This window comes from Rhodococcus sp. P14 (assembly GCF_000256505.1).
Lineage (GTDB): Bacteria > Actinomycetota > Actinomycetes > Mycobacteriales > Mycobacteriaceae > Rhodococcus > Rhodococcus ruber.
In genome coordinates, this window is record NZ_AJFC01000202.1 from 1 (window position 1) to 7,927 (window position 7,927).

5 protein-coding genes are annotated in these 7,927 nt (G+C 72.0%); 4 read left to right on the forward strand and 1 reads right to left on the reverse strand.

Annotation, left to right across the window (positions count from 1 at the left end; all coding sequences use genetic code 11):
• The 4 genes from OEY_RS0114365 to OEY_RS0114380 all read left to right on the forward strand — a co-directional run.
• Nucleotides 1-971 (forward strand): metal ABC transporter solute-binding protein, Zn/Mn family (locus OEY_RS0114365; RefSeq protein ID WP_010594552.1); only part of this gene is annotated, 971 nt, incomplete at its 5' end.
• 135 nt (nt 972-1,106) lie between these two features.
• Nucleotides 1,107-1,919 carry a metal ABC transporter ATP-binding protein gene (locus OEY_RS0114370; protein ID WP_051009383.1) on the forward strand — a complete coding sequence of 271 codons (813 nt, stop codon included), beginning with the start codon at nt 1,107-1,109 and terminating at the stop codon, nt 1,917-1,919.
• Nucleotides 1,916-2,830: a metal ABC transporter permease gene (locus OEY_RS0114375; RefSeq protein WP_010594554.1), complete on the forward strand. Its 915-nt coding sequence runs from the start codon at nt 1,916-1,918 to the stop codon at nt 2,828-2,830. The genes OEY_RS0114370 and OEY_RS0114375 overlap by 4 nt, the downstream gene beginning before the upstream one ends.
• 46 nt (nt 2,831-2,876) lie before the next feature.
• Nucleotides 2,877-6,512 carry a hydantoinase B/oxoprolinase family protein gene (locus tag OEY_RS0114380; protein ID WP_085997950.1) on the forward strand — a complete coding sequence of 1,212 codons (3,636 nt, stop codon included), beginning with the start codon at nt 2,877-2,879 and terminating at the stop codon, nt 6,510-6,512.
• Here the strand turns inward: OEY_RS0114380 and OEY_RS0114385 are convergent.
• Nucleotides 6,500-7,765 carry an MFS transporter gene (locus tag OEY_RS0114385; protein WP_010594556.1) on the reverse strand — a complete coding sequence of 422 codons (1,266 nt, stop codon included), beginning with the start codon at nt 7,763-7,765 and terminating at the stop codon, nt 6,500-6,502. The two genes, OEY_RS0114380 and OEY_RS0114385, sit on opposite strands and share 13 nt — an antisense overlap.
• Nucleotides 7,766-7,927: the final 162 nt, after the last annotated feature.

Sequence of the window (7,927 nt, forward strand, 5' to 3'; positions counted from 1 at the left end):
CCGGCGAGATCCGCATCGTCGCCTCCACCAACGTGTGGGGCTCGGTCGCGCAGGCCGTCGCCGGGGACCGCGCCCAGGTGCAGTCGCTGATCACCGAGCCGTCCGCCGACCCGCACTCGTACGAGGCCAGCCCCGCCGACGCGGCCGCGATCAGCGACGCGTCCCTCGTCGTCTACAACGGCGGCGGCTACGACCAGTTCGTCGACGACATCCTCGACTCGACCGGAGCCGGCGCCGCCACGGTCGACGCCATGGCCCTGTTCGAGTCCGGCACCGGCAGCGACCTCGACGACGGTCACGACCACTCGGCGGGCAGCCACTCGGCGGGCAGCGCACCGGAAGACGGGACCCACGAGGGCGAGACCCATGCGACCGAGGAACACGAGGCCGAGTCCCATGCCGCCGAGGAAGGCGACGCCCACGCCGGTCACGACCACAGCGGCATCAACGAGCACGTCTGGTACGACCTGGCCGCCGCCGACGCCGTCGCCCATGCCGTCGCCGACCGCCTCGCCGAGCTCGATCCGGCCGGGGCCGACACCTACCGCGCCAACGCCGACGCGTTCCACTCGCAGCTGCACGAGGTCACCGACGTGACCGCCGCGATCGCCGCCGCACACGCGAACACCCCCGTCGCGCAGACCGAATCCATCGGCTACTACCTCGTCACGTCCGCGAAGCTCGAGGACCGCACCCCCGCCGACTTCACGAACGCGATCGAGAACGGCACCGACCCGTCGCCCGCCGCGATCGCCGCGACCCGCCAGCTGCTCCTCGACAAGCAGGTCGACGTCCTGGTCCACAACCCCCAGACCGAGGACAAGGTCAGCCGCGACATGCGGGCGACCGCGGAGTCCGCGGGCATCCCCGTCGTCGAAGTCACGGAGACCCTGCCCGAGGGTGTGGACTACATTCAGTGGCAGAAGCAGACGGCCGAGGCGCTCGCCGCCGCCCTCGACGCCGCCCGCTGACCCTTCGAGCAGGGCAAGGACATCACTTCCGTGACCACACCGGCCGACGTCACCCCGGGCGGCACCGCCGCGGCACCGGGCGCGCCTGCGACGACCCCCGGACACAGCGCCGCCGTCGAACTCCGCGGCGCGTGCATGGCCTTCGGCGACCGCGTCCTGTGGCGGGATCTCGACCTCACCGTCGAGCCCGGCGAGTTCGTCGCAGTGCTCGGCCCCAACGGCGCGGGCAAGTCCACGCTGCTGAAGGTCCTGCTCGGTCAGCTCCCCCTCAGCGGCGGCACCGCCACGATCGCCGGCGTGCCCGCGCGCACGGGCAACTCGCACGTCGGCTACGTGCCGCAACAGAAGTCGCTCGACGAAGGTGTGCCGCTGCGCGGACGCGACCTCGTCGGACTCGGCGTCGACGGCCACCGTTGGGGCACCGGCCTGCGCTACTGGAAGACCCGCCGGGGCGCCGTCGACGCCGCGATCCGGCAGGTCGGCGCCGAGGCCTACGCGAACGCCCCGATCGGCTCCCTCTCCGGTGGCGAACAGCAGCGGCTGCGCATCGCGCAGGCACTCGTCGGCGACCCCCGGGTCATGCTCTGCGACGAACCGCTGCTCAGCCTGGACCTGGCCAACCAGCACCTCGTGTCGTCCCTCATCGACCGTCGCCGCCGCGAACACGGCACCGCCGTACTGTTCGTCACCCACGAGATCAACCCGATTCTGCCGCTGGTCGACCGCGTGCTGTATCTCGTCGACGGGCAGTTCCGCATCGGCACCCCGGCCGAGGTCATGACCTCCGAGGTGCTCTCCGAGCTGTACCGGACCGACGTCGAAGTCCTCGAGATCCGCGGCCGTCTCGTCGTCGTCGGCACCGGCGACGCCATCGACGCGCTCGGCAGCGCCGGCGGACTGCGCCCCGGGGAGGGCGTCCACCACGACCATCACGAGGATCAGCATTGAGCAGCAAGTTCACCGACGCGATGGGCCGGATGTTCGACGTGCAGGCCACCGTCGACCTGCTCCAGTACGACTTCGTGCAGCAGGCGCTGCTCGCCGGCGCGATCCTCGGCCTGCTCGCCGGCGTGATCGGACCCCTGGTGATCAGCCGGCAGATGGCGTTCTCCGTGCACGGCACCTCCGAACTCTCCCTCACCGGTGCCGCCGCGGCCCTGATCGTCGGCGTCTCCGTCGGGCTCGGTGCCGTGGCCGGTGCCGTGGTGGCCGCCGTCCTCTTCGGCGTCCTCGGCACCCGAGCCCGCGAACGCGACTCTGTCATCGGTGTCGTCATGGCGTTCGGGCTCGGGCTGGCCGTGCTGCTGCTGTGGGCCTACGACGGCCGCACCGGCGCCGCGTTCTCCCTCCTCACCGGCCAGATCGTCGCGCCGGGCGGCACCGGCATCGCGTTGCTCGCCGCGTGCGCCGTCGGCGTCATCGGCACCATGCTGGTCATCTACCGGCCGCTGCTGTTCGCCAGCACCGACCCCGAGGTCGCCGCGGCACGTGGAGTGCCGGTGCGGGCGCTGTCCATCGTCTTCGCCGTCCTGGTCGGAATCACCGCCGCCCTGGGCGTGCAGATCGTCGGGGCGCTGCTGGTGATGGCGCTGCTCATCACCCCGGCCGCCGCAGCCGCCCGCGTGGCGAGCGGCCCGCTGGCCGCGACGGTGCTGTCCGTGCTCTTCGCGGAGGTCTCCGCGGTCGGTGGCATCCTGCTCGCCCTCGCCCCCGGGGTTCCGGTCTCGGCGTTCATCACCGCCATCGCATTCGTCATCTACCTGGCGTGCCGCGGGATCGGCGCGGCCCGCACCCGACGCGGCATCGGACGCGGGGAGGTCGCGCCGGCCCCGGAGACGGCCGGCGCCGTCACCGCCTGAGTCCCGCGGTCCCGTCCGTCCCCTACGCAGTGACTAACCTGCTGGCATGGCGACAGCGGAGCAGACGAGCGGACGAGACCGGGCACCCGGGCGCTGGGAGTTCTGGGTGGACCGCGGCGGCACCTTCACCGATGTGGTCGCCCGCCGGCCCGACGGCACCCTGGTGACCCACAAGCTGCTGTCGGAGAACCCGTCCCGATACCGGGACGCGGCCGTGGCCGGGATCCGGGAACTGCTCGGGGTACCGGCCGGCGACCCCGTCACCCCCGGCCTCGTCGAGCAGGTGCGCATGGGCACCACCGTCGCGACGAACGCGCTGCTCGAGCGCACGGGCGACCGGACCGTGCTGGTGATCACCTCAGGTTTCCGAGACGCGCTGCGCATCGGCTACCAGAACCGGCCGCGGATCTTCGACCGCAACATCGTGCTGCCCGAGCTGCTCTACGAGCGGGTGATCGAGGTCGACGAACGCATCCGAGCCGACGGCACGGTGCTGCGGGCCCCGGACCTGGACCGGCTCGAGCGCGATCTGAGGCAGGTGCGCGACGACGGGATCGACTCCGTCGCCGTGGTGTGCATGCACAGCCACCTGTACCCGCAGCACGAGCACGCCGTCGGCGACCTCGCCGAGCGCCTCGGCTTCGGCCAGATCTCCCTGTCCGCGGACGCGAGCCCGCTGATGAAGCTCGTGCCACGCGGCGACACCACCGTCGTCGACGCGTACCTGTCCCCCGTGCTCCGCCACTACGTCGATCGCGTGGCCGACCAGCTGCCGGGTGTCCGGCTGATGTTCATGCAGTCCAACGGCGGGCTCACCGAGGCGATGCACTTCCGCGGCAAGGACGCGATCCTCTCCGGGCCGGCGGGAGGCATCGTCGGCATGAGCCGGATGTCGGCCCTGGCCGGGTTCGACAAGGTGATCGGGTTCGACATGGGTGGCACGTCGACGGACGTGTCGCACTTCGCCGGCGAATACGAGCGCGTCTTCCACACCGTCGTCGCCGGGGTGCGGTTGCGGGCCCCCATGATGGACATCCACACCGTGGCCGCCGGCGGAGGATCGATTCTGCACTTCGACGGCAGCCGGTACCGGGTGGGGCCGGACTCCGCCGGCGCCGACCCGGGTCCGGCCTGCTACCGGGGCGGCGGCCCCCTCACCGTCACCGACGCCAACGTCATGCTCGGGCGCGTGCAGCCCGCCCACTTCCCGCACGTGTTCGGTCCCAGCGGCGACGAACCGCTGGACGAGCAGACGGTGCGGGCCCGGTTCACCGCGCTCGCGGCCGAGATCCGGGGGACGACCGGCGACGACCGCAGCCCCGAGGAGGTCGCCGCGGGCTTCCTGCAGATCGCGGTCGCGAACATGGCCAACGCCGTCAAGCGCATCTCGGTGCAGAAGGGCCACGACGTCACCGAGTACGCCTTGACGACCTTCGGCGGGGCCGGCGGACAGCACGCCTGCGCGGTCGCCGACGCGCTCGGCATCCGGACCGTCCTCGTGCCGCCGCTGGCCGGTGTCCTGTCCGCGCTGGGCATGGGTCTCGCGGACACCACCGCGATGCGCGAGCAGTCCGTCGTCGTCGAACTGGACGACGAGGCGATGCCCCGGCTGCGCGACGTCGCCGCCGAACTCGAGGCCGCGGCGCGCACGGAACTGCTCGACGAGGACGTGCCCACCGAGCGCATCGACGTGACCGTCCGGGCACACCTGCGCTACGACGGCACCGACACCTCCGTGCCCGTCGCGCTCGCCGACCCGGCGACGATGACCGCGGAGTTCGAGGCCGTGCACCGGCGCACCTACTCGTTCCTCATGGACCGGCCGCTGATCGTCGATGCCGTCGCGGTCGAGGCCGTCGGGGCCACGCGCCGGCCCGATCTGTCCGGGCTCGGTCGCGCCGACAGCGACGCGACCGGGTCCACCCGCCCGTCCCCCGACACCGTCCGGATGTTCGTCGACGGGTCGTGGCGCGAGGCACCGCTGTACCGTCGCGAGCACCTCGCCCCCGGCGACTCCGTGGCCGGCCCGGCCATCGTCGCGGAGGACAACTCGACCACCGTCGTCGAGGCCGGCTGGGAGGCGGCGATGTCGGAACAGGGTCATCTCGTGCTGGCCCGGGTGCGCGCCCACGACGGCGCGGAGGTGGGCACCCACGCCGATCCGGTCATGCTCGAGATCTTCAACAACCTGTTCATGTCGATCGCCGAGCAGATGGGCACGACTCTCGAGTCCACCGCGCAGTCCGTGAACATCAAGGAGCGTCTGGACTTCTCGTGCGCGCTGTTCGATCCGGACGGAAACCTGATCGCGAACGCGCCGCACATCCCCGTCCATCTCGGCTCGATGGGCACGAGCGTGCAGGAAGTGGTGCGCCGCCGGCACGGGTCGATGAAACCCGGGGACGTGTACGCGGTCAACGACCCGTATCACGGCGGTACCCACCTGCCGGACGTCACGGTGATCACGCCCGTGTTCGACGGGTCCGGCGAGCACATCCTCTTCTTCGTCGCCTCCCGCGGTCACCACGCTGAAATAGGCGGAACCACACCGGGTTCCATGCCCGCCGCCAGCCGCGACATCCGCGAGGAGGGCATCCTGTTCGACAACTGGCTGCTCGTCGAGAACGGAGCCTTCCGGGAGGCCGAGACCCGTGCGCTGCTCAGCGGCGGCCCGTACCCGTCCCGGAACCCCGACACCAACCTCGCGGACCTGCGCGCCCAGGTCGCGGCCAACGCGCGCGGCGTGGTCGAGGTGGGCCGGATGATCGACCACTTCGGTCTCGACGTCGTCGAGGCCTACATGCGGCACGTGCAGGACAACGCCGAGGAGGAAGTGCGCCGTGTCGTCGACCGTCTCCACGACGGCGAGTACCGCTACGAGATGGACTCCGGTGCGGTGATCGCGGTCCGGATCACCGTCGACCGGCAGGCACGCTCGGCGACGATCGACTTCACCGGCACGTCACCGCAACTCGCGTCGAACTTCAACGCGCCGGCCTCGGTCGCGCGGGCCGCGACGCTGTACGTCTTCCGCACGCTCGTCGCCGACGACATCCCCCTCAACGACGGTTGTCTGCGTCCGCTGCACATCGTCGTCCCCGACGGGTCGATGCTCGCCCCCGAATTCCCCGCCGCGGTCGTCGCCGGCAACGTCGAGACGTCGCAGGCCGTCACCGGCGCGCTCTACGCGGCGCTGCGGGTGCAGGCCGAGGGTGCCGGGACCATGAACAACGTCACCTTCGGCAACGAGCGGTACCAGTACTACGAGACGCTCGGCTCCGGGTCGGGTGCGGGCGAGGGCTTCGACGGGACGTCGGTGGTGCAGACACACATGACCAACTCGCGTCTGACCGATCCCGAGGTACTGGAGTGGCGCCTGCCGGTGTTGCTGGAGGCGTTCACGATTCGTCACGGCAGCGGTGGCGGCGGCCGGTGGCGCGGCGGCGACGGCGCCGTGCGACGGCTCCGGTTCCTCGAGCCGATGACCGTCAGCACGCTGTCCGGACACCGGCGCGTGCCGCCGTACGGGATGGCCGGTGGCGAGCCGGGCGCCCTGGGCGGCAACCGCATCGAACGCGCCGACGGCACCGTCACCCGCATGGCCGGCTGCGACTCCGTCGAGGTCGGGGCCGGTGACGTGCTCGTGGTCGAGACCCCGGGCGGTGGCGGCTACGGCCGATAGGACGAACGGGACTCCGGGACGGGATCGAGTTCCCGCAGGACGGGCAGCGCGAAGCACACCGCCGCGACACCGACCATCGGCAGGGCCAGCGCGAAGAACGTCGTGCGCACACCCGTCGCGTCGATCAGGGGCCCGGCGACCAGGATCCCGGCCGGGCCCGCCGCGTACGCGGTCGAGGTCATCACACCGACGACGCGGCCCCGCATGTGCTCCGGGCTGCGGGTCTGCATGGCCCAGTTCGCGATCGGCCCCACCGGACCGTACGCCAGGCCGATGAGGATGCCCAGCAGCACGAGGACCCCCAGCGGCGGCAGGAACGCCATGCCGATCGTCGCCGCACCCAGCACCGTGACCGCGACGAGCATCAGGGTGCGGCGCCGCAGACGCGACGCGAAGGCGCCGTAAGCCAGGGCACCCACCAGACCACCGACACTCAGCGACATCATCACCCAGCCGAGCCGGGCCGGCGCGTCCATCCCGGTGAAGTAGGTCGGAAGCAGCACCGACTCGATCGGCAGGAACAACGCCACGACGATCATGTCGACCAGTGCGAGCGTGCGCAGCAACCGGTCTCGCCACACGAACCGCAGCCCCTCGAGGGTGCCGGCCCACAGCGAAGCCGGGCGGGTGGACCGGTCGGGCCGGCCGGCGTGCTCGAGCCGGAGGAAGGCGACGGTGACGAGGGAGAGCACGAAGCACGCCGACGTCACCCACAGGGTGTTCTCGGGGCCGACGGCGGCGATGAGGACGCCGCCGACACCCGGGCCGATCAGGTAGGCGAGGTTGTAGTTCGCCTCGTAGAGGCTGTTGGCGCGGTCCAGTGACCACCCTGCGGCGCGGGTCGCCGCCGGCAGCATCGATTCGCGCGCCGAGATGCCCGCCGGGTCGAAGACGGCGCCGAGGGCCGCGAGCGCGGCCAGCAGGGGCACCGAGAGTCCGACGGTCGCGGCGAGGACCGGGATGGCCGCGACCGACAGCGCCGAGAGCGCATCGGAGACCAGGGCGGTGCGCCGGCGCCCGAACCGGTCGACGACGGTCCCGGTGAGCAGGCTCGCCAGCAGCAGCGGCACGGTGGCTGCACCCGCGACGATCGCCGCGTCGGTGGCCCGGCCGGTCTGTTCGAGCACCAGCCACGGCAGTGCGACGACCACGATGCCGTTGCCGGTGGCGGACAGCAGGGTGGCGACGCCGAGCAGGGTCAGGGGCGCGAAGCGGCGGGTGGTCAGGTCGAGGGCGGTCACGTCGATCGGCATTCACTCGGAGGCGGGGGTGCCGCGACGCTAGCAGGAGCCCGGGGATCGGCACGAGCGATTTTCGGGCGGGGGCGCCGTCCCGAACCGAGCCGCGACGGGAGCCGCGGCATCGAGGATCCGATGTCGCGGCGCACGACGCGACCGGCGGGGGCGCCGCCCGGG